Here is a 25,945-nt window from a genome sequence, read left to right as displayed (position 1 = left end):
AGCCCAAATTTAAGCAAAAATAGAGCAAATCAGATCAATTAGTTTGGATGTGAATACTCTTTATATCTAAATTGGGTAGATGACTCTAAATGACTTCGGGCTAATACTAATTTAGCGCTTGGGGTCGTCTTGTTTGGATTTGCGCAAAATTGACTGCAATAGGGGTGCAGGTTTGGCGTTTAATTTTGACTTTGTTTGCTTGTTTTGCAAATCAGCCTTGCTGGCATTTTTCAGGCGCAGCGCTATCTGAAGACCTTGGCGTTTTGCTAAATCGGTTTTCTTGAGGGTCATGATGAAAAAACCCGCCTAGTTCACACTAGACGGGTCTTCAATACGATATAAATTACTTCTTGGGAGCAGTTACTTCAATCGCAATGATTTCGGTAACAGTTGCTTCAACTTGTGTACCCACTTTGACGCCCTTGAGTACTTTTGGATCCTTCACTTTTAGATCCAATGTACGGGTAGCGCCACGCAGAGTGATAGTACCTTTCTTTTCATCGACAGCGGTTACGTCAGCAACTACAGTAACTTGACGCTCGATTGCAGCAGCAGGTTTGTCACCCAACTTTGCACGTGCTGCTTTTTCGGTTTCAACACGCTCACGGATTTCAACTTTGCTTGGCTTTTTAATGTCAGCCACGAGGATCTCAACATGAGTGAGCGTAACAATATCGCCCACTTTTATTTGATTAAAGTTTCTGACCTCATCACCCAATACGGTTTTGTACTCATTACCATTGGGACCAACAATCACTACTTCACGGGTTTTTGGATCAACGGATTTGAATTTACCTTGGAACTGAACACCTTCAGCTACTTTTAAGACGCCTGGGGCAGTTTCAACAGCAACGACTGCCTGTGGTTTATTTTGGGCCATGACAGCGGATGTGCCCATCATTAATACTGCTGCGCTTACAAGTGCAATTTTCTTCATGAAATTCCTCTATGGTTAATTAACAAAAATACCTCAAACGAGAATATTGTTGTAATGATAGTGGTTTTCATGACCAGGAAATGAAAAAACCACCCGAAGGTGGCTTTTGGAAATTGGCGGAGCGGACGGGACTCGAACCCGCGACCCTCGGCGTGACAGGCCGATATTCTAACCAACTGAACTACCGCTCCAGATACTGCATCATGCGCGTCACTGCATGACTGGCGTCCCCAGGGGGATTCGAACCCCCGTACTCACCGTGAAAGGGTGATGTCCTAGGCCTCTAGACGATGGGGACCTTGGACTACTTGTTTTGTTGGTGGAGATAAGCGGGATCGAACCGCTGACCTCTTGCATGCCATGCAAGCGCTCTCCCAGCTGAGCTATACCCCCTTATATTGGTGCACTTTCAAAACAATCCAAGATTTTAGCCTATTTTTGAGAGACGCTCGACAACTTCGTCCTTACCCATCACCGCAATCACCGCATCAAGCGCTGGCGTTTGGGTGGTGGCAAATAGCGCATACCGGATTGGCATTGCCAAGGCGGGCATCTTGAGTTGAAACTGAGTGAGCGTCGCTTTCAGTTGAGTGGCGACCTCTTCCTTAGTTTTGGGATTTGATGCTATTAGTCGCTCTCTAAAATCAGCAATGGCTGGGATCACAGCATTTGGAATATTTTGTGAAATTTGCTCATTACTGAGATTGGGTCGGCCCTGATAGAAAAGCTTGGCACCTTCGACGATCTCTAACAAGGTGTTCGCACGATCTTTAAGTAAGTTAACCACGGACTCAAAATCAGGGCCTTGCGAGAGATCAATCCCCTGCTGATGAATAAACGGCATGCACAACTGCGCAAGTCGTTTTGCATCGCCCTGCTGAATATAGTGGTGATTAAGCCAGAGTAGTTTCTCGGGATTATGTTGTGCGGGTGAGCGACCCAAGTGCTCCAAATCAAACCATTTCACAAACTGTTCTTGCGTAAAGACTTCAGCATCGCCGTGCGACCAGCCTAAGCGCGCGAGATAGTTTAGGACCGCTTCAGGTAGATAGCCCATTTTTTGATAGTCGCGCACACTCAGAGCACCATTGCGCTTACTCATCTTCTCGCCACTCTCATCCAAGACCGTTGGTAGGTGCGCGTAGACCGGCGGCGTACCACCAAGCGCTTTCATAATATTGATTTGCCGTGGGGTATTGTTCACATGATCATCGCCCCGAATCACATGGGTAATTTGCATGTCGAGATCATCCACTACCACACAGAAGTTATAGGTGGGAGTGCCATCGGGACGGGCGATGATGAGATCATCTAACTCATCGTTACTAATTTCAATCATCCCCTTAACGGCATCTTTCCAAATGACTGAGCCGCCAATTGGGTTTTTAAAACGAATTACGGGTAAAGCATCTTTGGGAGGTTCTGGCAATGTCTTGCCAGGTTCGGGACGCCAAAAGCCGTTGTAGCGAGGCTTCTCTTTATTAGCCATTTGCTGGTCACGCAAACGATTGAGCTCATCTTCGCTCATATAACAATAGTATGCCGAGCCATCGGCGAGCATTTGCTTGAGAACTTCACGATAGCGGTCCATGCGTTGCATTTGATAGATGGGACCCTCATCGGGATCTAAGCCCAGCCAATGCATTCCCTCTAAGATCACCTCAACGGCCTCGAGGGAGGAGCGTTCTTGATCGGTATCTTCAATCCGCAAGATGAAGTCCCCGCCCTTGCTTCTCGCAAAGGCCCAGGGGTATAACGCACTACGCAGATTACCTAAATGAATAAAGCCGGTTGGGCTTGGGGCAAAACGAGTTCGAATACGCATGGGCAGTATTATCTCAGGTCAGAACTGCTTAGGATATTTTTCGGATGAATCAGCTTTTGGTCTTTGTGTGTGACGGCGCCCCCGTGCGGGGTGAGTTTGTCTCGATTGGTAGTGCATGGCAGAACATCTTGGCCCTGCGCAATGACCCACCGGCGGTACAAAAGGTGATGGGCGAGTTTATTGCAGCAGCCACGCTCTTAACGGCTAGCATCAAGCTCGATGGCACTTTAATTATTCAAGCCCAGAGTAAGGGGCCAATTCAGCTCTTGGTAGTTGAATGCACATCCCAACTTGAGATTCGGGCGAGTGTCACCCTCAATCCCGATTTTGGTCAAATTCCTGACAATGCCACTCTCGCTGAATTACTTGATGCAGAGGGCTCAGGGCGCTTAGCCATCACCCTCGATCCGATTGATCGCAAGCCATCCCAAACACCCTATCAAGGAATCGTGGCATTAAAACGACCATCCTCCACCCACCCCGGTTTGGACGAGCCGATTGAAACGGTCGCAGAGGCCATCATGCAATATATGCAACGCTCCGAACAAATTGATACCCGTATCTGGCTCGCCTCAAGTTCAAAATCCTTGGGCGGTTTTTTATTGCAACGCATGCCCGATGCCGGTGGCGCCTCTCAATATGACCCCAAGATGATGTCCGAGGGTTGGGAGCGCATTCAGATGCTAGGAAGCACCATTACCAATGAAGAGCTCTTAGAAGTTGCGCCTGAGACCTTATTGCGTCGCTTATTTCTCGAAGAATCTGAGCGCTTTGGTGTGCGTAGCTTTCCAATACGCCTCGTTCGGTTTGCCTGCCGTTGCTCGCGTGAGCGAGTCGCAGATGTCATTCGAATGTTAGGTCAAGAAGAGGTCGATAGCATATTGGCCGAACTCGGTGCCGTAGAGACTCGCTGCGACTTTTGTGGAATGCAATATCGTTTTGATACCGTTGATTGCAAACAAGCCTTCGCTAGCACGACGCTCAGCGATGCTGTGCGACCACCTTCCAAAGGACACTAATTATTGTTTGGGTACGGGTACCTGAGTAGTATTTGGGCTCTGAGGCGCGCCTTCTTTTGGCACGATCTGCACAAAATATTCGCCCTCTTTGAGCATCCCATGCTCTGATCGGGCCCGTTCTTCAATTGCACGTGTGCCCTCTTTTAAATCCTTTACATCGCCAGCCAGTTTATTGTTCCGAATTTCTAAGGCTTTATTTTTCTGGATCTGCGCATCAAGCTGACGCTCTAACTCATAGGCCTTGAGCCATCCGCCCTGACCAAACCAGAGCGGATACTGAATCACGATCAGCAACCCCAACATCGAGTAGATAATCAGGCGCATTACGCAAGCAGGCTTACTTTAAATTGTGCAGGTTGTAGAATGCAGCCTTACCGGGATAGCTCGCCACATCACCCAGATCCTCTTCAATGCGCAGGAGCTGGTTGTACTTCGCGATCCGATCGGAGCGAGACAGGGAACCGGTTTTAATTTGACCAGCATTGGTACCCACTGCAATATCCGCAATCGTGCTGTCTTCGGTCTCACCAGAGCGATGAGAGATCACCGCGGTGTAATTAGCGCGTTTAGCCATCTCGATCGCTGCAAAGGTCTCAGTGAGTGTGCCAATTTGGTTGATCTTGATCAGAATCGAGTTCGCAATGCCTTTATCGATCCCCTCTTTGAGAATGCGAGTGTTGGTGACAAATAGATCGTCCCCAACCAACTGAATGGTTTGACCAAGCTTTTGAGTTAAGGTTGCCCAGCCGTCCCAATCACTCTCATGCATCCCGTCTTCAATTGATACGATCGGGAACTGATTAGCTAGGTTGCCGAGATAATCAGCAAACTCGGTAGAACTCAGTTGCAAACCCTCGCCTGATAAATGGTACTTGCCATCTTTATAGAACTCACTCGCCGCACAATCTAAGGCCAGCAACACATCATCACCGGCGTGATAGCCCGCTTTCTCAATCGCACTCAGAATGGTTTCTAGGCACTCTTGATTGCTCTTGAAGTTGGGCGCAAAGCCGCCTTCATCGCCTACCGAGGTTGGCATATTTTTATCGTGCAATATTTTTTTGAGTGCGTGGAAGACCTCGGCACCACAGCGCAGCGCCTCCCGAAAGCTATCCACACCCACTGGCATGATCATGAACTCTTGAATATCCAAACTATTGTTAGCGTGGGCACCGCCATTGACGATGTTCATCATCGGTACTGGCAATTGCATGGCGCCCGAGCCACCAAAATAGCGATAGAGTGGCAAGCCGGCCTCTTCTGCAGCGGCGCGTGCTACGGCCATCGATACGGCTAAGGTAGCGTTTGCACCAAGACCGGCTTTATTGTGGGTACCGTCAAGATCATTCAAGGTGCGATCCAGAAACGCTTGTTCACTCGCATCTAGACCCAATACCGTTTCAGCAATTTTGGTATTGATGTTCTCAACGGCTTTTAGTACACCTTTGCCCAGATAACGACTTGCATCACCATCACGCAACTCGATTGCTTCGCGCGAGCCAGTCGAGGCTCCAGATGGAACCGCAGCACGTGCCATGACACCCGATTCCAACAGAACGTCGCACTCGACGGTGGGATTACCACGCGAGTCCAGGATCTCACGACCAATAATGTCAACAATTGCGCTCATGCTCTCTCCTAAATATCTGTTCGGTGATGAAGGTCGATGATTGACTAAGGGTCAACCCACAAATCGGTCTTCTAAATACATATTGGCTTGTTTCACAACACGATCCAACTGTTGCAGCGTTGCTAATAGCTCTTTTAAGTGATTGAGCGGCACTGCATTGGGGCCATCCGATAAAGCCTTAGCTGGATCCGGATGGGTTTCCATGAAGAGACCGCTGATGCCGACTGCTACCGCTGCGCGCGCTAGCACCGGCACAAACTCACGCTGCCCACCACTACTGCTGCCTTGACCACCGGGCAATTGCACAGAATGGGTTGCATCAAACACAACGGGGGCTTGCGTCGCGCGCATGATGGCGAGGCTACGCATATCCGAGACTAAGTTGTTATAGCCAAAGCTGGCACCACGTTCGCACACCATAAATTGATCGGGTAGATTTTTCTCACGCGCAGCAGCCCGCGCTTTATCGACTACATTACCCATCTCATACGGGGATAAGAATTGCCCCTTCTTAATATTGACTGGTTTGCCACTTTGAGCAACAGCAGCAATGAAGTCTGTCTGGCGACAGAGAAACGCTGGGGTTTGCAAGACATCAACTACGGAGGCTACCGCTGCCACATCGCTGATTTCATGTACGTCGGTGAGGACTGGTACGCCAATTTGTTTCTTGACCTTTTCTAAGATTGCCAAGCCCTTTTCCATTCCCAGTCCCCGAAACGAGGATCCTGAGGAACGATTGGCTTTATCAAAGGAGGACTTGTAAATGAAGGGGATGTTGAGATCGGCACAAATTGCTTTGATCTGACCAGCCGTGTCAATGGAAAACTGCTCCGACTCAATCACGCACGGGCCCGCAATCAAGAAGAAAGGTTTGTTTAAACCAATCTCGAAGCCACACAAATGATTAAACATAAAGATCCAATTACGCAGCGACTGCTGTTTTAGCAGTTTGACGCGCGAGCGCAGCGCGGATGTACGCCAAGAACAAGGGGTGCCCGGCTCTTGGGGTTGAGGTGAACTCGGGATGGAACTGCACACCGAAGAACCATGGATGCATCGATTTAGGCAACTCCATCATCTCCGGCAGATCTTCATTGGGGGTACGCGCAGAAATAATCATGCCGGCCTTCTCAAGCTTTGGAGCGTAGATATTATTCACCTCATAGCGATGGCGGTGACGCTCATTTACTTCAGCACCATAAATGCTATGAGCAAGTGTATTGGGCTTCACTGGGCATTTTTGTGAACCCAAGCGCATTGTTCCGCCCATATCGGAGTCGGCTGCACGTTTTTCAATCTTGCCCTCACGGTCGAGCCACTCAGTAATGAGTGCCACAACTGGATTGGGGGTCTCTGGATCAAACTCGGTGCTGTTGGCCGCCTCAATCTTAGCAACATGCCTAGCAAACTCGATCACAGCAAGTTGCATTCCCAAACAGATACCTAAATATGGCACGTCGTTCTCACGCGCATACTGAATGGCTTTAATTTTTCCTTCAGTGCCGCGCTTACCAAATCCACCGGGTACCAAAATAGCATCGAGATCATAGAGACACTCTAGATTGCCCTGCTCAAGGCGCTCGGAGTCAATGTAGCGAATATTAATTTTGGTGTGATTGTGAATGCCAGCATGGCGTAGTGCTTCAATCAATGATTTATACGATTCGGTGAGGTCCACATATTTACCCACCATACCAATCGTGACCTCATATTGAGGATGCTCAAGCTCATACACCAAGGAATCCCACATCGAGAGATCGGCAGGTTTGGCTTGAATATTGAGCTCCTTGCATAAGAGCTCATCCATCCCCTGCTCATGCAGCATCTTCGGAATCTTATAAATCGTATCGACATCCCACACTGAGATCACTGCTTCTTCACGCACATTCGAGAACAAAGAGATCTTGGCGCGCTCGTCATCGGGGATCTCGCGATCGGCACGGCACAATAAGACCGTTGGCAAAATCCCGATCTCGCGCAGTTTTTGCACCGAGTGTTGGGTGGGTTTGGTCTTCAACTCACCCGCACTCTGAATCCAGGGCACTAGGGTGAGATGGACAAATGCGCAATCACCTTTAGGAAGTCGCAAGCTCATTTGGCGGGCTGCTTCCAAGAACGGAAGTGATTCAATATCACCGACGGTACCGCCAATCTCGCAAATGGCAATATCGGCATGGCCATCATGACTGGCTTTAGCACCCTTCTCCACAAAGGCCTGAATCTCATTGGTAATGTGGGGAATCACTTGAACTGTCTTGCCGAGATACTCACCACGGCGCTCTTTGCGAATCACCGACTCATAAATTTGGCCGGTGGTGAAGTTATTGCTCTTGCGCATCTTGGCGCTGACAAAACGCTCGTAATGACCCAAATCGAGATCGGTCTCAGCCCCGTCTTCGGTCACAAATACTTCTCCGTGCTGAAACGGACTCATCGTTCCAGGGTCAACGTTGATGTAAGGGTCTAATTTTAGGAGGGTGACTTTCAGGCCGCGTGATTCAAGAATCGCGGCAAGCGAGGCGGCTGCAATTCCTTTTCCGAGAGAAGAAACTACACCACCAGTGACAAAAACGTATTTGGTCATCGCTTAACGTCTGTTGGTAATACGCAATTATAACGATAGCTGGAGCGGATTGAAAAAAAGAGACTTCGGACTTGCCCTAAGTAAAATTGGGAATGCGTTTATTGTTCGCCATCCTCATCACCCTTTTATCCCTGTTTTACTTCCTCCCATTAGCGATTGCGTTTTACCGCAAACGCGCCAATACCGGGGCTATTTTTGCCCTGAACCTCTTTTTAGGTTGGTCCTTAATTGGCTGGGTGATTGCCCTGGTTTGGGCTCTGAAGGACGAAGAGATCCTGTAAATATCAGGCGGATTAGGGGTATTTTCACTAGATCCGCTGTCAGTAAAGTTTTACAATATAGCCTGTTCTTTTGGCCCACTTCTGATCAGGAATCTTATGTTAGACGCATACCAATCCCACGTAGCCGAACGTGCCGCGCAAGGCATCCCCGCCCTCCCATTAACCAAGGATCAAACCGCTGAATTGGTCAAAATGCTGCAAAACCCTCCCAAGGGTTTAGAGGCACAACTCCTTGATTTAATTACCTATCGTGTGCCTGCTGGGGTGGATGAAGCCGCTAAGGTGAAAGCTGAGTTTTTGGATGCGGTTGCTAAAGGTAAGCTGCAGTCCCCCGTGATTTCTCGTGTCAAAGCGACCGAACTCTTGGGCACCATGCTTGGGGGCTACAACATCAAGCCATTAGTTGAATTGCTTGAGGATAAGGAGTGTGGCGCTGCCGCGACCGAAGCCCTCAAGAAAACCTTACTCATGTTTGATTACTTTAATGACGTCAATGACTTAGCAGAGAAAGGTAATGCAAATGCTAAGGCTGTTATTCAGAGCTGGGCGAATGCCGAGTGGTTTACCAGCCGCCCCGCCGTCCCTGAGTCCATGACCCTAACGGTTTTCAAGGTAACTGGTGAGACCAATACTGATGACCTCTCCCCGGCCCCCGATGCTTGGAGCCGTCCAGATATTCCGCTCCATGCGACCGTCATGCTCAAAAACCCCCGTCCGGGTATTGAGCCTGATGAGGCTGGAGTGCGTGGCCCCATGAAACAAATTGAAGCACTCAAACAAAAGGGTCATCAAATTGCCTATGTGGGCGATGTGGTGGGCACTGGATCGTCTCGTAAATCCGCTACCAACTCTGTGCTTTGGTGGACTGGCCAAGACATTCCCTTCGTTCCCAATAAGCGCTATGGAGGCGTTTGCTTAGGTGGCAAGATTGCACCGATCTTCTTTAACACCATGGAAGATGCGGGTGCCCTGCCAATTGAGCTCGATGTCAATCAAATGAATATGGGCGATGTCATTGAGCTTCGCCCCTATGAAGGCAAAGTGCTCAAAGATGGCAAAGTGATTGCGGAGTTCACCCTGAAGTCACCGGTGATTCTCGATGAGGTCCGCGCCGGCGGTCGTATTCCACTCATCATTGGTCGCGGCTTAACCGCCAAGGCGCGTGCTTCATTAGGCTTACCTGCATCAACCGAGTTCCGAGTACCGATTAGCCCACCTGATAACAAGAAGGGCTTTAGCTTGGCACAGAAAATGGTCGGTCGTGCCTGTGGCTTGCCCGAAGGTCAAGGCGTTCGTCCAGGAACCTATTGCGAGCCCCATATGACCACCGTTGGTTCGCAAGATACAACTGGCCCCATGACCCGCGATGAACTCAAAGATCTCGCCTGCCTTGGATTCTCAGCGGACCTAGTGATGCAGTCGTTCTGCCACACCTCGGCCTATCCAAAGCCAGTGGACATTCGTACCCATCATGAACTGCCATCGTTTATGACCAATCGCGGTGGCGTCTCACTGCGCCCAGGCGATGGCGTGATCCACAGTTGGTTAAACCGTTTGTTACTGCCCGATACCTGTGGCACGGGTGGTGATAGCCATACTCGTTTCCCAATTGGCATCTCCTTCCCCGCTGGCTCGGGTCTGGTCGCATTCGCGGCTGCCACCGGTGTCATGCCTCTGGATATGCCCGAGTCTGTCTTGGTTCGCTTTAAAGGTCAAATGCAACCGGGCATTACTTTGCGCGACTTAGTGAATGCCATTCCCCTCTTTGCGATTAAGCGTGGCTTACTCACCGTTGAGAAGAAAGGCAAGAAGAATGTGTTCTCGGGTCGCATCCTCGAGATTGAGGGCCTGCCTGATCTCAAGGTTGAGCAAGCCTTTGAACTTTCCGATGCATCGGCCGAGCGCTCAGCCGGTGGTTGCACTGTGCATCTCAACAAAGAGCCCATCATTGAGTACATGCGCTCCAACATTACGCTCATGAAGTGGATGATCGCGAATGGCTATGAAGATAAACGTACGCTCGCGCGTCGCATTAAGGCGATGGAGAGCTGGATTGCCAATCCACAATTGCTCAAGGCCGATGAGAATGCAGATTACGCCGAGATCATTGAGATCGATATGAACGAGATCAAGGAACCCATCTTGGCTTGCCCCAACGATCCCGATGATGTCAAATATCTCTCGGAGGTTCAAGGTGACAAGATCGATGAGGTATTTATTGGTTCGTGCATGACCAATATCGGTCACTTCCGTGCCGCCGGCAAGATCCTTGAAGGTAAAACGGATATTCCAACGCGCTTATGGATTGCGCCACCCACCAAGATGGATGCCATGATCCTCACTGAGGAAGGCTATTACGGCATTTTGGGTCGCACCGGTGCACGCATGGAGTCGCCAGGTTGTTCATTGTGCATGGGTAATCAAGCGCAGATGCGCAAGGGTGCCTCAGCGGTTTCTACATCGACACGTAACTTCCCTAATCGCTTAGGAATTGATACACGGGTGTATTTAGCCTCTGCGGAGCTGGCTGCGGTTGCCGCCCTCTTGGGTCGCATACCCACCATGGCGGAGTACTTGGAACAGTTCCAAGCGGTCAATGCCAAAGCCAATGATGTGTATCGCTACATGAACTTTGACAAGATCAAAGACTTTAGTGAAGTTGCGGATACCGTCAGCGTTTAAGTCTTCCCTTAAACGATTAAGCCCAAGGTTTTAGCCTTGGGCTTTTTTGTTTCAGTTTTCACTCTTCGGTGATGATTTAAATCTCAATGTAAGGCGACTGGCTTCGCTTGTTTTCTGCGTTTATGCATGATCCAAGCGCTGTGGACTCTGGTAACGACCATGATTGGCCAGAGTAATGCGCATAGCAGGACCCAAAAGGTGCGGGTCTCAAATGGGCTGTCATCCGAGCCCTTTGCCTTATGAGGACCCTCACTAAATAAGTGACGTTGTTCATAGGTGATAAACCCAAAACACGCGCCAAAGAGGATGAAAAGGCTAATAAAAGTAGTGTCGGTCATCGCTAATACCCCACAAAGGTTGTGTAAAGCGAATATTACACCTAAACATGTAAAAGAAAAGGGTTATTTAAATAACCAGTCGCTCTTCTTGGTGGGCATTCACAGCCCGTAAGCCATTTGCCCAAGACTTGGTTGGCAATCCCGTCGTTTTCTCAATGATTTTGGCGCGCTGCACAATACGCTCCCAATCAATTTTGATCATTGGTCCTTTGAAAGCGATCGCGACGGCATTGCAATCGTGCGATTCCGGGAATATCAGCACCCTACCCTGAAAGGCTTTACACATATGATTGAGATTAATGTCAAAGCTTTTGTGTTGTGAGAACAGATTAACGGTCATCACCCCAACTGTCTTTAAGGTTCGGTAACAGCCTTGATAAAACTCGAGCGAACTTAAGACGGGACCTTTGGCATCCGCATCATATAAATCCACTTGCAAGACGTCGAACTGCTGCTGATGCCGTTTGTTATTCACAAAGGCTAAGGCATCCTCCTGTAGAACTCGTAGCTTCGTATGGTCGTCGGGTAAAGCAAACATCGTTCTCGCCGCCAGGATGACTGCGGGGTTTAGCTCGACAACCGTATTCACAACATCGGGACAATGCTCTAGGGTGAACTTCGCGAGTGAGCCAGTGCCCAAGCCCAATTGCGCGACCTGCATCTTGGGCTTACTCTGCAAAAAGAGTAACCATGCCATCATTTGCTGCGAGTACTCGAGATAGATCTCATTTGGATCGCGAATGCGCATCGCGCCTTGGATCCATGGAGTACCAAGATGGAGATAACGAATTCCGCCTGACTCCGACAATGTCACAGGGGGAAATTTAGTTTTATTACTGGCCACCTAGTTCACCCAAACACGGGCATTACGGAACATGCGCAACCAGGGGCTTGCCCCATCGGCGTTTTGGTTCCATTCTTTGGGATACCAACTCATTTGCACATTTCTGAACACGCGCTCGGGGTGCGGCATCATCACGGTAAAGCGGCCATCAGCAGTCGTTACGCTGGTGAGTCCATGGGGTGAGCCATTGGGATTAAAGGGATAGCGTTCAGTTGGATTACCGTAGTGATCAATAAAACGCATGGCTGCTAAGTGATTGGATTCAATCTGCTGATAATTACCTTGGTGTTTAAAATTGGCATACCCTTCACCATGCGCTACTGCGATGGGTAAATGACTGCCTTCCATCCCTTTAAAGAATAGCGATGGTGAATCCAATACTTCCACCATCACCAAACGCGCTTCGTATTGCTCCGATTGATTACGCGTGAACTTCGGCCACGCATCCGCCCCCGGAATGAGTTTCGATAAATTACTCATCATCTGACAGCCATTGCAAACACCCAAGGCAAAGCTGTCCGAGCGATTGAAAAATGCCTTGAACTGATCACTGAGCATCTGGTTAAACAAAATGGTCTTTGCCCAACCCTCACCCGCTCCCAATACATCGCCGTAGCTAAATCCACCGCAGGCTACTAAGCCTTGAAAGTCCTTCAGATGGGCTCTGCCAGCCAGTAAATCGCTCATATGTACATCATGCGTGGCGAAGCCGGCAAGATCCATCGCATACGCCATCTCCAGATGCGAGTTCACGCCTTGCTCGCGCAAGATTGCGATCTTTGGACGACTTACCTGTTGGAGATATGGCGCACTGATATTTTTACTGGGATCAAACGTGAGTTTCGGGCTCATACCCGGGTCCTTGGCGTCATCTAAGGCATTGAACTCACTATCGACGCATTCGGGATTATCGCGCAGGCGCGCAATTTGATAGCTGGTGTTTTGCCAAAGTTTTTGCAAGGTGATGCGGCTCTCTGTATAGATACATTTGGCATCTCGCCAGATCTCTAGGGTGTCGTTTTGATTGGCTTTGCCAATCACATGGCTATAGGCACTGATGCCCTGCTCTCGCAAGATAGCAAATACCTGATCGCGCTGGGACCGTTCAATCTGAATGACCACTCCAAGCTCTTCATTAAAGAGTGCCCGTATGGTTTGCTCGTGGCGTCGACCACTCACTTGGCTAGCCCAGTTCTTCGCATCACCATAATCTTGTTCGGTCCGCGCATCAATGCAAAGTAGATCAACATTGATCGAAATACCGCGGTGAGTAGCAAAGGCCATTTCGGCAATACAGGCGAGGAGTCCTCCGTCCGAACGGTCGTGATAGGCCAAGACCATTTGTTTGGCACGCAGTTGTGTAATCGCGTTGGCAAATCCTTTGAGGACCTCAGGTCTGTCAACGGAGGGTGCCTCAAAATCGGTTTGATCAAACACTTGGGTAAGAATGCTACCTGCCATGCGATTTTGATTGCACCCTAGATCAATCAGAATCAGCTCGGTATCTGCGATCTCGGTGTTGAGCTGCGGTGTGAGTGTTTTATGAACATCTTGCACTGGGGCAAACGCTGAGATGATTAGTGAGACCGGTGCAATCACTTGTTTGGTTTGATTCTGATCCTGCCAGGTCGTGGCCATTGATAAAGAATCTTTCCCCACTGGGATCGAGATTCCTAAGGCCGGACAAAGTTCCATACCGACCGCCTCGACTGAGGCAAAGAGTTTGGCATCCTCGCCCGCTTGACCACAGGCAGCCATCCAGTTCGCTGAGAGCTTAATGTCTTCAATTCCTCGGACATCTGCTGCCAGAATATTCGTGATGGCTTCACCTACTGCCATCTTGGCTGCTGCTGGCGCATTAAACAGAGCCACGGGGGTGCGCTCACCCATACTCATCGCTTCTCCACGATAACCCTGATAGTCCATGGTGGTGACCGCGCAATCAGCCACCGGTACTTGCCATGGACCCACAAATGGGTCCCGCGAGTTCAAGCCACCCACGGTGCGATCCCCGATCGTGATTAAGAATGATTTACTGGCTACCGTTGGTTGTTGTAATACCGCCTCAATCGCCACTTTGAGATCAATCTCATTGCAATTGATGGGGGCAAACTGCTCCTGCGTACTTTCTACATTACGGTGCATTTTGGGAGGCTTACCTAGGAGCACCTCCATGGGCATATCAATTGGATACTGTTGATCTGGGTTAGCGCTTTGCTGCTGATCGTGCAATTGCAGTTGACGCTCTTGCGTGGTGTGGCCCACGACGGCATAGGGGCAACGCTCCCGCTCGCAAAGAGCGGCAAAGCGCTCAAGGTCTTTAGCGTGGATCGCAATCACATAGCGCTCTTGCGATTCATTGCACCAGACCTCGGCAGGACTCATACCGCTCTCTTCCAGCGGAATGTTGCGTAGCTCAAATTGCGCACCGAGCTTGGCGCTGTCAGCGAGCTCAGGAAATGCATTCGATAAACCACCTGCTCCGACATCATGGATTGACACAATGGGGTTGTTCTCCCCTAATGCTCGGCATTGATTAATCACCTCTTGCGCACGACGCTCAATCTCCGGGTTACCACGCTGCACGGAGTCAAAGTCAAGATCGGCGGTGTTGGTTCCGGTTGCCATGGAGCTTGCTGTCCCACCACCCATACCAATGCGCATCCCTGGGCCACCCAACTGAATTAGTAGATCGCCATCTAGAATGGTTTTCTTATGGGTGTGAATGTCTTCAATCGCACCAATCCCGCCCGCGATCATGATGGGCTTGTGATAACCGCGGCGCTTGCCTGCAATCGTTTGCTCAAAGACCCTGAAATACCCTCCCAGATTAGGGCGACCAAACTCGTTATTAAAGGCGGCGCCACCCAATGGGCCATCGATCATGATTTGTAAGGGGGTCGCGATCCGCTCTGGTTTGCCGTAGGGCTTTTGCTCCCATGGCAAGTTCGTTCCAGGAATATGCAAGTTCGATACCGAAAACCCAGTAAGACCTGCTTTGGGTTTGCCACCAATACCGGTTGCGCCCTCATCACGGATCTCTCCACCCGATCCCGTAGCCGCCCCCTGGAACGGAGCAATCGCAGTGGGATGGTTGTGGGTCTCAACCTTCATTAAGGTGTGTACTAGGACTCGCTTGGTGTGGTATTGCCCTGCGGGCCCCGTGGAGCTCCATATATCCGCTTCGCACCCTTCCATAATGGCCGAGTTATCCGAGTAAGCCACTACTGTCCCTTTGGGTTGCAAGCGGTGCGTGTTCCGAATCATGGCAAAGAGCGAATGCTCTTGCTCCTTTCCATCGATTGTCCAACTCGCATTAAAGATTTTGTGGCGACAGTGTTCACTATTTGCCTGGGCAAACATGATCAACTCCACATCGCTAGGATTGCGACCTAAGCGCCTGAAGTTCTCCTCCAGATAAGCGATCTCATCGGTAGAGAGTGCTAAGCCGAGCGATTGATTTGCATCATCCAGTGCCTTTTGACCCAAACCAATGACATCAATCCGAGTGAATGGGCGATCGGGTAAGGTTTGATAGAGGGCGTTCGCCTCATCTGGGGAAGCAATGATGACCTCGGTCATGCGATCAAACAGGCTGGCGTGGAGAATACGTTCTTGTTCTGGGTTGAGCGTGCGTTTTGCGCTCCATTGGTAACGAATACCGCGTTCAATTCGAAGGACTTTTAATCCGCACTGATGGGCGATATCCGTCGCCTTACTTGCCCACGGAGAAACCGTGCCAAAACGTGGAATCACGATCGCACGATTAGGCGCTGCTTTTGCTTCAAATGGTTCACCATACTGCAGTAGTGCCTCGAGGGTCGCGAGCTCATCGCTTGTTAACTCATTGGTGGACCAAACAAAGTGGAGATACTGAGCCTGAATCGACTGAAGTTCAATCCCTTCCTGATGGAGGTGACTCAGAAGCCGTTGTTGACGGAATACAGAGAGGGCATCGGCCCCGGGCAGACAACGGAAAAAGGACATCATGTAATTATAAGATCCCAGCGACCCCAGTCCTTGTTTTAGACCAGACGACCACCTTGCAGGGTTAACTGACGGCTGCAGCGCCTTGCGAGTTGAGGGTCATGGGTTACTAGGATTAAGGTGGAGCCGTTCTCACGGTTGAGCTCAAAAAGGAGTTCAATGACTTTGGAACCGCTAGTCTCATCCAAACTACCAGTGGGCTCATCGGCAAACAGAATGGATGGCTGGCTCACAAATGCACGGGCTAAGGCTACGCGTTGTTGTTCACCACCGGATAAGGTTTTTGGGTAATGCATCAAGCGTTGCGATAAACCGACGCGTGCGAGGCAATCGGCTGCGAGCTCACGTGCTTGAGAGAGGGGCGTACCGCGGATCTCCAAAGGTAGCATGACGTTTTCGAGGGCATTGAGATGCGGTACTAGCTGAAAGGACTGAAACACAAAGCCCACGAACTGACCCCTGAGCCTTGCCCGACCGTCTTCATCCAATCGACCAAGATCCTGTTGCATAAGCTCAATCGAGCCGCTCGTGGGTAGATCTAGGCCAGCCATCAATCCCAACAGTGTGCTCTTACCAGATCCCGATGCTCCCACGATGGCAACCGACTCTCCTGATCGAATCGTGAAATTAATGTCTTGCAAAATGGCAAGCAGCCCATCACTGGTCTGAACTGTTTTACCCACACCTTTGGCCTGCAAGACTGGGGCAGATTCATGCACAATAGTCAATGTGAATCCCTTGTTTAAACAATTTGTTGTTGGATTGGCCTCCATCTTACTCGTCAGTGCCGCACCCGTGCAGGCACAAACTGCTAAGACCCCAAGCGCGACTCCACAACTCCTCGTTCTGGGCGATAGCCTTTCTGCAGAGTACGGACTGCCACGCGGCACCGGTTGGGTGGGATTGCTCCAAAATCAATTACGTAAGGATGGCAGTATTTGGCAAGTTGCCAATGCCAGCATTAGCGGTGAGACCACTGCAGGTGGCTTAAGTCGTCTGCCAGATCTCTTAAAACGTATCAAACCTCGTTTAGTGATTATTGAGCTGGGCGCCAACGATGCCTTGCGAGGACTCTCACTCGCAGCGACTCAGAAAAACCTCAAAGAGATGATCGTGATGAGTAAGAAAAGTGGTGCTGAGGTCTTGCTACTAGGGATGCAAATCCCTCCCAACTATGGTCAGGAATATACCAAGCAGTTTGCGCGGCTGTTTGTGACCCTATCGCAGTCGGAGCAAGTTCCCCTGCTGCCTTTTTTTCTAGAAGGTGTTGCTACACGGCCTGAGTTATTTCAGGCGGATCGGATTCATCCAAATGAACAGGCACAACCAATCCTGTTTAATAATGTCTGGAAGGCTCTCGAACCATACCGAGAGCTTCTTAAAACTAATTAGGTTTGTTGCTAACGTGGGATAAGAATGAAAACCCTATCCCTAGCAATAAGATCAGGTCAGATCTGATTCAAAATGATAATTAGTGGTCTGATTTGCACTAACTTGATCTAGGCCAATCAAAATATCTTCAATCATCGAAACTGGCAGGTCAGGATTTTTCTTAGCGACTGCCTGAAGTTTTTCCATGAATTCTGGTGATTGATAGAAATCCTCCACGAACAATACTACTTTAGAGGATTGATAATCTTCACATCTGCCAAGATGCGCATGTGATTGAGGAAGGCCGCAAACTCTGCTTGAGCTGCTAACGCTTCCATTTGCTGTGCTTGTGCAGCTCTCATTTTAGGGTCTGCAGCTGGTGGTTGACGCACTTGATCAATGCGATACAAAGTGATTCCGCCATCCGAGCCTTGAGCAGATACCACTACAGGTAGTTTGGCTGGATCAACCGCCATGACCGCATCGAGTTGTGGGCCAATAAGATCGATTGGCTTATTACGCGAGACCCATACTGGCTTACCAAAACCATTGGTGTCATTCGGGTTCTTTTGTAGGACCTCAAAGCGCGTGCCCGCTGCTTCGGCTGCTAGTTTTTGGGCAGCCTTCAGACTGTATTGGCGGCGCACTTCAGCACTCACCTCTTTGTAGGGTAAAACTTTAGAGGGGTTGAACGTTACTACGCGCGCCGATACAAAGGTGCCAGGGGCAATTTGTACTGCTTCGATATTACGTTTGTTCTTGAGTGCTTCATCATTAAATAGCGCTTGCACCACGCGTCGATCATTCATGGGATGATCTTTGGAAAGACTCGCTTGACCATTACGCCCCACCCCTTTGGCCGACTGAATGGAGAGCTTTAATTTATCCGCTGCTGGTTTAAGACTGTCTGCTTGATCATAGGTGATGTTGGCGAACTGATCAGCCTTGTCATTAAATACTTTAGCGTCTTCTTTCGGATCAGCTTTGAGAACCAGGAACTCCACATCGATGGTCTCAGGAGACTCAAAGAGTTTGGTATTAGCCTGGTAATACTCCTGCAATTGAGCATCGGTTGGGTTCACTTTGTTTACAAACTCATTGGCTGTAAATCGTAAAGATTGAACCTGACGTTCGGTCTCATACATGGTTGAGATCATGCTTGCTAATTTTGGATTTGGTAACTCGGTACGCGCCACTGCGGTAACCAGTTGCTGAATCATGAGATCAAAGCGTTGAGCATTCTCAAATTGATCAACGGTCATGCCCACATTGGCTAATAGTTGACGATAGCGGGCAGAGTCAAAACTACCATCGGGTTTGTACATGGCCTTGATCTCTGGGATCTGCGCTAAGCTTTGACTGAGGTAGGCATTGCTAATACTGAGTTTGAGGTCGCGTACGGCAAATGCCAAGAGACGCTGCTGAATCAACTCATCTAATACGGCTTGTCGGAATGGCAGACTCTGCGCAATTTGACTAGTTCCACCAAATCGCTCGGCTTGACGCTTAGCATTGTTATCCACCTCTTGGGTGGTAATGGGTTTGCCATCAATCTTGACCAAATCGGTATCTTTGTCAAAGAAATCCGTATAGCTCGAGATACCAAAGAGCGCAAATGATGGGACGATAAAGATCAACAGAATGATCTGCGCTAGTTTTTGGTGTTTACGAACGGAGTCGAGCATGGATTAAAAAGAATGGTGGGTGCTAACGGGATCGAACCGCTGACATTCTGCGTGTAAGGCAGACGCTCTACCAGCTGAGCTAAGCACCCTTAAAACTGACAACCGAGATTGTAACTTAATGTTTGATGACGTCTCCACTCGCAGGGCTGCTGGTTTGCTTAGCAGCCTCGGCGGCCTTTTTAGCTAACTCCTCAGGGCTGGGATCGGGTAGAGGCTCGGCCTTGCGCTCTAAGGCAAGTTCCAAGACCTTATCAATCCAGCGAACTGGGACAATCTCGATCGCATTCTTCACATTATCCGGAATATCAATTAAATCTTTGACGTTCTCTTCCGGAATCAGGACCAACTTAATCCCGCCACGGTGTGCTGCCAAGAGTTTTTCTTTCAGGCCGCCAATTGGAAGGACCTCGCCTCGCAAGGTAATCTCACCAGTCATGGCGATATCAGAGCGCACGGGGATTCCGGTAAATACCGAGACCAGTGCGGTGGTGATTGCAATACCTGCCGATGGACCATCTTTGGGGGTGGCACCCTCCGGGAAGTGAATATGAATGTCCTTCTTCTCAAAGGCCTCATCCACAATACCGAGTCCCTTGGCGCGCGAGCGCACCACCGTTCTGGCAGCCTCGACGGATTCTTTCATGACATCACCAATGGAGCCAGTACGAGTGATCGTACCTTTACCTGGCATCAGAGCTGCTTCAATCGTGAGCAAATCACCACCAACCTCTGTCCATGCCAGACCCGTAACCTGCCCAACTTGGTTCTCCTTTGCGGCGGAGCCAAAGTCAAACATGCGTACCGATAGGAATTTCTCGAGATTATCGGCATCGACTTTGATGGGCGCACTCTCTTTTTTGAGGAGCAGCATCTTCACGGTCTTGCGGCAGATTTTGCTAATCTCGCGCTCGAGTGCACGAACACCTGCCTCGCGCGTGTAATAACGAATGATGTTCCGAATTGCGCTCTCATCAATGGTGAGTTCACCGTCTTTCAAGCCATTGTTCTTATTTTGTTTTGGAATGAGGTAGTTCTTCGCAATACTGAGTTTCTCATCCTCGGTATAACCGGCTAGGCGGATTACTTCCATGCGATCGAGCAGGGGTCCCGGGATGTTAAGTGAATTGGCAGTTGCCACAAACATCACATCCGAGAGATCAAAGTCCACTTCAACATAGTGATCTTGGAAGGTATGGTTTTGCTCTGGGTCCAGAACCTCAAGCAGAGCGCTCGCGGGATCGCCACGGAAATCCATACCCATCTTATCCACTTCATCAAGTAGGAACAATGGATTACGAACACCAACCTTAGTGAGACTACTCAGAATCTTGCCTGGCATTGAACCAATATAGGTACGACGATGCCCCCGAATCTCCGACTCATCCCGGACTCCACCCAAGGCCATGCGCACAAACTTACGGTTCGTTGCGCGTGCAACCGATTGTCCAAGTGAGGTCTTACCGACTCCGGGCGGTCCAACCAAACATAGAATGGGTGCTTTCACGCGATCTACCCGTTGCTGAACCGCAAGGTACTCCAGAATGCGCTCTTTGACTTTGTCGAGCCCATAATGGTCCTCGTTCAATACCTTTTCAGCATTACTCAAGTCGTTATTAATTTTGCTCTTCTTGCGCCATGGCAAGTTCACCAAGGTATCGATGAAGTTACGGATCACCGTTGCCTCCGCTGACATCGGTGACATGAGTTTTAATTTCTTGAGCTCAGACTCGGCCTTCTTCAAAGCCTCTTTGGGCATGCGTGCCGCTTTAATGCGCTTCTCCAGCTCTTCAAGGTCTGCGCCCTCTTCGCCCTCACCCAGTTCTTTCTGAATGGCTTTCACCTGCTCGTTGAGGTAGTACTCGCGCTGACTCTTTTCCATCTGGCGCTTCACGCGACCACGAATCCGCTTCTCAACTTGCAAGATATCGATTTCGCTCTCAAGATCCGTTAAGAGACTTTCTAAGCGTTGCATCACACCGTTCATTTCCAATAGGCGCTGCTTTTGCTCAAGTTTTACTGGCAAATGCGCGCAAATGGTGTCAGCTAAGCGGCTGGGATCATCAATTCCTGCAAGCGATGCCAAGATCTCTTGGGGGATTTTTTTATTAAGTTTGACGTATTGATCAAACTGAGCCATGATCGCACGGCGCAGTGCTTCAGTCTCGTGCGCGTCGACCACCTCAATCTCTTTAGGAGTGGCCTCGCAACTGAAGTAGCCCAAGCTATCTTCAATCTGACTGACTTCAGCCCGTTGCGAGCCTTCAACGAGAACCTTCACGGTACCGTCCGGGAGTTTGAGCATTTGCAGGATGCTGGCAATGCAGCCCACCTCATACAGGTCCTCAACCGAGGGCTCATCTTTGGCGGCGGCTTTTTGTGCCACCAGCAAGACACTCTTACCGGTCTCCATCGCGGCCTCAAGGGCCTTAATCGATTTGGGGCGACCCACAAACAATGGGATCACCATATGGGGAAAGACCACCACGTCCCTTAAGGGCAACAAAGGTAACTGGATGGGTTCAGAAGGAAGTAATAATTGTCCTGGCATTGCGTTGTTCTCCAGTTAGTTCTATGACTAGCATACTACCTATGTGGGGAGTTCATCGAAAAACTCAATACCAATCATACAAAAAAGATCAAAAATACCCCAAATTAGGGTTAATTTTGCAAAAACGGCTTGATTTCAGGGAGTTTTATGACTAAGGCCTAAGCCTTTTTGCTTAGGGATGACTCCGCGTCATCGCCACCCTGCTTGTACACAATCAAAGGCTTAGCGCCAGATTGCACGGTACTCTCGTCAATCACAACTTTTTGGACATTCTTCATCGATGGAAGTTCGTACATCACATCCATCAGCACGCCTTCGAGCAGAGATCGCAGGCCTCGGGCACCAGTTTTACGAGCAATCGCCTTCTTCGCAATCGCACTTAAGGCCTCGGGGCGAACCTCTAACTCCACGCCCTCCATCCCAAGCAAGGCTTGGTATTGCTTTACCAGTGCGTTTTTAGGTTCGGTCAAAATGGCGACCAAGGCGGTCTCATCAAGCTCCGCTAAGGTTGCAAGTACTGGTAAACGACCAATTAACTCCGGAATCAAACCAAACTTGATGAGATCTTCGGGTTCTACTTCTGCCAAGAGCTGGCCAATACCTCGACTGTCTTTGGCAGCAACTTCTGCTCCAAAACCAATACCCGTCTTTTGGGTGCGCTGCGCAATGACTTTCTCTAGGCCATCAAAGGCGCCACCACAAATAAAGAGGATGTTGGTGGTATCGACCTGTAAGAAATCTTGATTGGGATGTTTGCGTCCGCCCTGAGGGGGCACCGAGGCCATCGTGCCTTCAATCAACTTGAGTAGAGCCTGTTGCACACCCTCACCCGAGACATCACGGGTAATCGATGGGTTATCCGATTTACGAGAGATCTTATCGATCTCATCGATATACACAATGCCACGCTCGGCTTTCTCAATGTTGTAGTCGCAATTTTGCAAGAGCTTCTGAATGATGTTCTCAACATCCTCGCCCACGTATCCAGCTTCGGTCAATGTAGTGGCGTCGGCCATCACAAAGGGCACATCCAGCATGCGGGCCAAGGTCTGTGCCAACAAGGTTTTGCCGGAACCAGTAGGGCCAATTAATAGAATATTGCTCTTGGCTAACTCCACACCATCGACCAGTGGCTTGTTGTTGCCTGCTTGGGCGGCCGTTTTCTTATTATCTTTAGGTGCTTCCGCTTTGTCGCCTTCCGCCTTCTTCACTTTCGGTGGGGGCAGATGCAATAAGCGCTTGTAATGGTTGTAAACAGCGACTGCTAAGGTTTTCTTGGCGAGATCTTGACCGATTACATATTGATCAAGGTTTAAGCGAATCTCTTGAGGGGATGGTAAGGCATCTCCTTTGTTAGCCAGCGGCTCTTTCGCAATTTCTTCTTGAATAATATCGGTGCATAGATCGATGCACTCGTCACAAATAAACACCGATGGGCCAGCAATTAGTTTTTTGACCTCATGCTGGCTTTTGCCACAGAAGGAACAGTACAGCGTTTTATCCGTGGTGGTAGTTTCGCTCATCGCTTAATCTAGGTATTAGCTACCGCGCTGATCGATCACTTTATCAACCAGGCCATAATCACGTGCTTGCTCAGCTGACATGAAATTATCGCGATCGGTATCTTTAGCGATGGTCTCGATCGTTTGGCCTGTGCGTTGCGATAAGATCGTGTTCAAGCGTTCGCGCAAGTACAAGATCTCGCGAGCTTGGATCTCAATATCGGAGGCCTGACCGCGTGCACCACCTAATGGCTGATGAATCATCACGCGCGCATTGGGCAAGGCGTAGCGCTTGCCCTTTTCACCAGCGGCCAGTAAGAAAGCACCCATACTGGCAGCCATTCCCATGCACAAGGTACTTACATGGGGCTTAATGAATTGCATGGTGTCGTAGATTGCTAAACCAGCAGAGACCGATCCACCAGGAGAATTGATATAAAGCGAGATCTCCTTGTCGGGGTTCTCACTCTCCAGAAATAGTAATTGCGCAATCACTAAGTTGGCGGTTTGATCATTGACCTCACCCACCAGAAACACCACCCGCTCTTTTAATAGACGTGAGTAGATGTCGTAGGCACGCTCTCCTCGTCCGGAGGTTTCTACCACCATTGGAACTAAACCAAGGGCTTGGGTTTCAAGTGCGCTCATGCTCATTAACTTTCCAGATTAATCATTGGCTACTAGATTAACTCATTTTGCTGAGCTCTTCGAAACTAACCGATTTGTCGGCTACTTTCGCAAGGCCGCAAATGTGCTTCACCACGTTCTCCTCAAGAACCACTGCTTCGACCTCCTTGAGGCGGCTCGGATCACTGTAATACCAGCGCACTACCTCTTTGGGGTCCTCGTAGGTCGCGGCGGTCTCTTCGATCGACGCTTTAATTTGATCAGGGGTCGCGGTTAAGTTATGAAGCTTCACCAGATCCGACAGAATCAATCCAAGACGCACGCGCTTATCAGCCTGCTCAGCAAACATCTCGGCAGGAATCGGCGCATCCTTTGCATTGGGGATGCCGCGTTGCATCAGGTCCTGACGCGCGCCTTCTACTAAACGTTCTTGTTCGCTGGTAATTAGTGATTTAGGCACATCGAGTTGGCATTGCTTGATTAGCTCTTCCATGACCTGATTCTTAAGGAGAGCCTCGCTGCGCCGCTTCACCTCACGCTCCATATTGGCCTTAATCTCACTGCGCATCTTCTCGACGCCACCTTCGGTAATCCCAAGGGATTTGGCAAACTCATCGTCAACAGGAGGTAAATGAGGCCAGGCGACATCCTTGATGGTGATTGTGAACTGAGCGGTTTTACCTGCCACTTCTTTACCATGGTATTCCGCTGGGAAGCTTAAAGGGAAGGTTTTGCTCTCGCCCTTTTTAAGACCTAAGGCTGCGGCCTCAAACTCGGGCAACATCTGACCGGCACCGATTACGAATTTGAAGTCGTCAGCTTTACCGCCTGCAAACTCCACACCATCAATCGTGCCCACAAAATCAAGGGTGACTTGATCATCTGTTTGAGCACTCGTGTCAGCACCGCCGTCACCATGCTCGCCTGCCTCACCACGCGAGTGGTAATGCACGCGCTGTTTACGCAACACATCCAATGCGCGATCGATTTCTGGATCGTTCACATCGGTGGTGTAGCAGGTTAATTCGGAGCCACTGAAGTCCCCAATCTTCACTTCGGGCAAGACCTCAAAGAAAGCGTCGAAGACCACTTCGTCGGCACCAATCTCACTTTTGGGTTCTAAGCGGGGCTGGCTAGCTAATTTGATTCCTTCTTTTTTGCTGACCTCATAAAAGAGTTGCGAGGCTTTGTCGTACTGAACCTCAAAATCTACTTGCAGGCCATACTGCTGCTCCACCATTTTCTTGGGCACCTTACCTGGACGAAAGCCAGGCATCTTCATGGATTTACCAATCTTATTCAAACGTGCTTCGCGTGCTTGATTCACATCAGCACGATTAAATTGGAGAGTAATTTTGCGATCTAAGCTACCTAAGTTTTCGATTTGCACTGCAGCCTCTTTAATGAAGGTTAGATGTGAAGACTAAGCCAAGCAGCCGTGTGGTGCGAGGAGGGGGACTCGAACCCCCACACCATTTCTGGCGTCAGGACCTAAACCTGGTGCGTCTACCAATTTCGCCATCCTCGCTATTTCAGCGATGCAGACACGAACCGGCTCAGAATTCACGTAAAAGGTAGATTCTACAATGCCTTATAGAGGAGAGCCACGGCGTGGACTGCGATTCCCTCACCCCGACCCAGATGGCCTAGGGATTCATTGGTTTTGGCTTTCAAATTAATGTGGCTATCGGTCACCTTCAGGTCGCTCGCAATGTGGCGCACCATCTCCGGAATATACGGGGCTAATTTTGGCTTTTGACAGATGACAGTAGCATCGACATTGCCAACCTGATACCCCACAGCTTGGACCTTTTGTAAGGCTGCTCGCAGTAGCACTCGGCTATCCATGTCTTTGAAGCGCGCATCGTCATCGGGGAACATTTGCCCAATGTCATGCAGACCAGCGGCACCCAAGAGTGCATCGGTAATGGCGTGCAGGAGTGCGTCAGCATCCGAGTGACCAAGCAGACCCTTTTCATAGGGAATGGTTACTCCCCCCAGAATCAATTTGCGATCGGGTACCAGAGCATGAATGTCATACCCCTGCCCGATCCGAAATGGAATGCTGCTTGTCATGGCACT

The 25,945-nt window shown here is 49.7% G+C and carries 22 protein-coding genes and 5 tRNA genes; 4 read left to right on the top strand and 23 right to left on the bottom strand.

What is annotated here, in order from left to right:
- Positions 1-111 precede the first annotated feature (111 nt).
- The 6 genes from QUE64_RS04630 to gltX form a co-directional block, all read right to left on the bottom strand.
- Positions 112-291 (bottom strand): hypothetical protein, encoded by a 180-nt coding sequence (locus QUE64_RS04630; RefSeq protein ID WP_286226100.1) that lies wholly within the window; start codon positions 289-291, stop codon positions 112-114.
- Between the two features lie 52 nt (positions 292-343).
- Complete coding sequence (locus QUE64_RS04625; RefSeq protein ID WP_286224655.1) at positions 344-937, bottom strand: hypothetical protein; 594 nt, start codon at positions 935-937, stop codon at positions 344-346.
- Positions 938-1,051: 114 nt separating this feature from the next.
- Positions 1,052-1,128 (bottom strand) — tRNA-Asp (locus tag QUE64_RS04620).
- Positions 1,129-1,159: 31 nt separating this feature from the next.
- A tRNA-Glu gene (locus QUE64_RS04615) sits at positions 1,160-1,235 on the bottom strand.
- A gap of 19 nt (positions 1,236-1,254) precedes the next feature.
- Positions 1,255-1,330, bottom strand: a tRNA-Ala gene (locus QUE64_RS04610).
- A 34-nt stretch (positions 1,331-1,364) separates the two neighbouring features.
- Positions 1,365-2,768, bottom strand: coding sequence for a glutamate--tRNA ligase (gene gltX / locus QUE64_RS04605; RefSeq protein ID WP_286226168.1), 1,404 nt, complete (start codon positions 2,766-2,768; stop codon positions 1,365-1,367).
- A gap of 38 nt (positions 2,769-2,806) precedes the next feature.
- Here gltX and hslO point away from each other — a divergent pair, with 38 nt between their 5' ends.
- Positions 2,807-3,781 (top strand): Hsp33 family molecular chaperone HslO, encoded by a 975-nt coding sequence (gene hslO / locus QUE64_RS04600; protein ID WP_286226099.1) that lies wholly within the window; start codon positions 2,807-2,809, stop codon positions 3,779-3,781.
- On the opposite strand, the gene ftsB is transcribed toward hslO, so the two are convergent.
- The 4 genes from ftsB to QUE64_RS04580 are packed head-to-tail and all read right to left on the bottom strand — an operon-like array spanning position 3,782 to position 7,998.
- Positions 3,782-4,105 (bottom strand): cell division protein FtsB, encoded by a 324-nt coding sequence (gene ftsB / locus QUE64_RS04595; RefSeq protein ID WP_286224653.1) that lies wholly within the window; start codon positions 4,103-4,105, stop codon positions 3,782-3,784. It abuts the gene before it with no gap.
- Between the two features lie 13 nt (positions 4,106-4,118).
- Positions 4,119-5,411 (bottom strand): phosphopyruvate hydratase, encoded by a 1,293-nt coding sequence (eno, locus tag QUE64_RS04590; RefSeq protein WP_286226098.1) that lies wholly within the window; start codon positions 5,409-5,411, stop codon positions 4,119-4,121.
- A 51-nt stretch (positions 5,412-5,462) separates the two neighbouring features.
- Positions 5,463-6,326, bottom strand: a complete 864-nt coding sequence (gene kdsA / locus QUE64_RS04585; protein WP_286226097.1) for a 3-deoxy-8-phosphooctulonate synthase — start codon at positions 6,324-6,326, stop codon at positions 5,463-5,465.
- Between the two features lie 10 nt (positions 6,327-6,336).
- Positions 6,337-7,998 carry a CTP synthase gene (locus QUE64_RS04580; RefSeq protein WP_108508375.1) on the bottom strand — a complete coding sequence of 554 codons (1,662 nt, stop codon included), beginning with the start codon at positions 7,996-7,998 and terminating at the stop codon, positions 6,337-6,339.
- Between the two features lie 92 nt (positions 7,999-8,090).
- On the opposite strand from QUE64_RS04580, the gene QUE64_RS04575 reads away from it, so the two are divergent.
- Positions 8,091-8,279: a superinfection immunity protein gene (locus QUE64_RS04575; protein ID WP_286226095.1), complete on the top strand. Its 189-nt coding sequence runs from the start codon at positions 8,091-8,093 to the stop codon at positions 8,277-8,279.
- A gap of 96 nt (positions 8,280-8,375) precedes the next feature.
- Positions 8,376-10,961: a bifunctional aconitate hydratase 2/2-methylisocitrate dehydratase gene (gene acnB / locus QUE64_RS04570; RefSeq protein ID WP_286226093.1), complete on the top strand. Its 2,586-nt coding sequence runs from the start codon at positions 8,376-8,378 to the stop codon at positions 10,959-10,961.
- A gap of 83 nt (positions 10,962-11,044) precedes the next feature.
- Here acnB and QUE64_RS04565 read toward each other — a convergent pair whose 3' ends face one another.
- The 4 genes from QUE64_RS04565 to QUE64_RS04550 form a co-directional block, all read right to left on the bottom strand.
- A complete protein-coding gene (locus tag QUE64_RS04565) occupies positions 11,045-11,299 on the bottom strand; it encodes a hypothetical protein (RefSeq protein ID WP_286224647.1) in 255 nt (84 codons plus the stop codon).
- A 67-nt stretch (positions 11,300-11,366) separates the two neighbouring features.
- A complete protein-coding gene (locus QUE64_RS04560) occupies positions 11,367-12,113 on the bottom strand; it encodes a spermine/spermidine synthase domain-containing protein (RefSeq protein WP_286226092.1) in 747 nt (248 codons plus the stop codon).
- Between the two features lie 30 nt (positions 12,114-12,143).
- A complete protein-coding gene (gene purL / locus QUE64_RS04555) occupies positions 12,144-16,130 on the bottom strand; it encodes a phosphoribosylformylglycinamidine synthase (protein WP_286226167.1) in 3,987 nt (1,328 codons plus the stop codon).
- A gap of 38 nt (positions 16,131-16,168) precedes the next feature.
- Positions 16,169-16,858, bottom strand: a complete 690-nt coding sequence (locus QUE64_RS04550; RefSeq protein ID WP_286226091.1) for an ABC transporter ATP-binding protein — start codon at positions 16,856-16,858, stop codon at positions 16,169-16,171.
- A gap of 1 nt (position 16,859) precedes the next feature.
- Between QUE64_RS04550 and QUE64_RS04545 the strand changes: the two genes are divergently transcribed.
- Positions 16,860-17,522 carry an arylesterase gene (locus QUE64_RS04545; RefSeq protein ID WP_458574693.1) on the top strand — a complete coding sequence of 221 codons (663 nt, stop codon included), beginning with the start codon at positions 16,860-16,862 and terminating at the stop codon, positions 17,520-17,522.
- 51 nt (positions 17,523-17,573) lie between these two features.
- Here QUE64_RS04545 and QUE64_RS04540 read toward each other — a convergent pair whose 3' ends face one another.
- The 9 genes from QUE64_RS04540 to ispF all read right to left on the bottom strand — a co-directional run bounded on the left by QUE64_RS04540 (position 17,574) and on the right by ispF (position 25,939).
- Positions 17,574-17,708, bottom strand: coding sequence for a hypothetical protein (locus tag QUE64_RS04540; protein WP_286226090.1), 135 nt, complete (start codon positions 17,706-17,708; stop codon positions 17,574-17,576).
- Positions 17,709-17,746: 38 nt separating this feature from the next.
- The gene (locus tag QUE64_RS04535) at positions 17,747-19,186 is read right to left on the bottom strand and encodes a peptidylprolyl isomerase (protein ID WP_286226089.1); all 1,440 of its coding nucleotides are present in this window, start codon (positions 19,184-19,186) and stop codon (positions 17,747-17,749) included.
- A gap of 13 nt (positions 19,187-19,199) precedes the next feature.
- Positions 19,200-19,275, bottom strand: a tRNA-Val gene (locus QUE64_RS04530).
- 26 nt (positions 19,276-19,301) lie between these two features.
- Entirely contained in the window at positions 19,302-21,734 is a 2,433-nt protein-coding gene (gene lon / locus QUE64_RS04525; RefSeq protein ID WP_108508368.1) for an endopeptidase La, read from the bottom strand.
- A 158-nt stretch (positions 21,735-21,892) separates the two neighbouring features.
- Positions 21,893-23,257, bottom strand: a complete 1,365-nt coding sequence (gene clpX, locus QUE64_RS04520; protein ID WP_286226088.1) for an ATP-dependent Clp protease ATP-binding subunit ClpX — start codon at positions 23,255-23,257, stop codon at positions 21,893-21,895.
- A gap of 15 nt (positions 23,258-23,272) precedes the next feature.
- Positions 23,273-23,884, bottom strand: coding sequence for an ATP-dependent Clp endopeptidase proteolytic subunit ClpP (gene clpP / locus QUE64_RS04515; RefSeq protein WP_407675549.1), 612 nt, complete (start codon positions 23,882-23,884; stop codon positions 23,273-23,275).
- Between the two features lie 37 nt (positions 23,885-23,921).
- Positions 23,922-25,253 carry a trigger factor gene (gene tig / locus QUE64_RS04510; protein WP_286226087.1) on the bottom strand — a complete coding sequence of 444 codons (1,332 nt, stop codon included), beginning with the start codon at positions 25,251-25,253 and terminating at the stop codon, positions 23,922-23,924.
- 51 nt (positions 25,254-25,304) lie between these two features.
- Positions 25,305-25,391, bottom strand: a tRNA-Leu gene (locus QUE64_RS04505).
- 53 nt (positions 25,392-25,444) lie between these two features.
- A complete protein-coding gene (gene ispF / locus QUE64_RS04500; protein WP_286224640.1) occupies positions 25,445-25,939 on the bottom strand; it encodes a 2-C-methyl-D-erythritol 2,4-cyclodiphosphate synthase in 495 nt (164 codons plus the stop codon).
- Between the last annotated feature and the right edge of the window lie 6 nt (positions 25,940-25,945).

Origin of the sequence: Polynucleobacter sp. HIN7 (assembly GCF_030297595.1) — a bacterium.
In the GTDB taxonomy this organism is placed as follows: domain Bacteria; phylum Pseudomonadota; class Gammaproteobacteria; order Burkholderiales; family Burkholderiaceae; genus Polynucleobacter.
This window is presented reverse-complemented; position numbering and strand designations above follow the sequence as displayed.